The following is a 915-nucleotide window of genomic DNA, read 5'->3' on the forward strand; positions in this document are numbered from 1 at the left end:
TATGCCGGATTGACAATGAACATTAAGACGTATGAATGCCGGCTTAATGGAGAGGCGCTGTCACTGACTCCAACGGAATTTTCCATATTAAGGATTCTTTTAGAGCGCAGGTGCAGTGTCGTCAGTGCCGAAGAATTATTCCATGAAGTCTGGCAGGAAGAATACTATACCAAGAGTAACAATACGATTACTGTACATATCCGCCATCTTCGTGAGAAGATGAAGGATACCGGGGAAAATCCCAGATATATAAAAACGGTTTGGGGGGTTGGATATAAAATTGGGGAAATTTAAAAAAACAAAATATAACTATTCAAAGCTCGGCCGTATTACATTTATCAGAGGATTATGGATTACCATGGGAGCAGTTGCTGCAGTCTTTGCCCTGCGGATGCTGACGCGTGGACACTTGGCAGACGCGATTGTCGGGACAGTTGCACGCAGTCTTTCAATCAGTGAGAAGGAAGCTGATTTGATATATTTCAAGATAGTGACTGTCAATATGCAGTTTATTCTTGCGTTAGTCATAATCATATTTGTTTTTTTGTTATTCCACATGCTTTTGGATACATATAAAAGATATTTTGATGAGGTAGTTGCAGGGATTGACAAGCTTATGGAAGAAAGGGCAGCGATTTCCCTGTCTCCGGAACTGGAGAGTGTGGAGCATAAACTGGCCGATGTAAAGCGGACACTTGCAGAACGGGCGGATAAGGCTAAGAGGGCGGAGCAGCAGAAGAATGATCTGGTGGTATATCTGGCTCATGATATCAAGACCCCACTGACATCTGTGATAGGATATCTCAGCCTTTTGGATGAAACACCGGATATGCCCGATGAGGAGAAAGCAAAATATATCCACACTGCATGGGAAAAGGCGAACCGGCTCAGGACTCTGGTTAATGAGTTTTTTGA

General features: G+C 43.2%; 2 protein-coding genes. Both read left to right on the forward strand.

Annotated features, from left to right (window positions below; translation table 11 throughout):
• On the forward strand, window positions 1-294 hold a 294-nt coding region (locus H8S75_RS33740; RefSeq protein WP_187024928.1), incomplete at its 5' end, for a winged helix-turn-helix domain-containing protein.
• A partial coding sequence (locus H8S75_RS33745) for a sensor histidine kinase (protein WP_279288751.1) occupies window positions 281-915 on the forward strand: 635 nt, incomplete at its 3' end. The genes H8S75_RS33740 and H8S75_RS33745, both read left to right, overlap by 14 nt.

The organism is Hungatella hominis, assembly GCF_014288005.1.
In the GTDB taxonomy this organism is placed as follows: Bacteria; Bacillota; Clostridia; order Lachnospirales; family Lachnospiraceae; genus Hungatella; species Hungatella effluvii.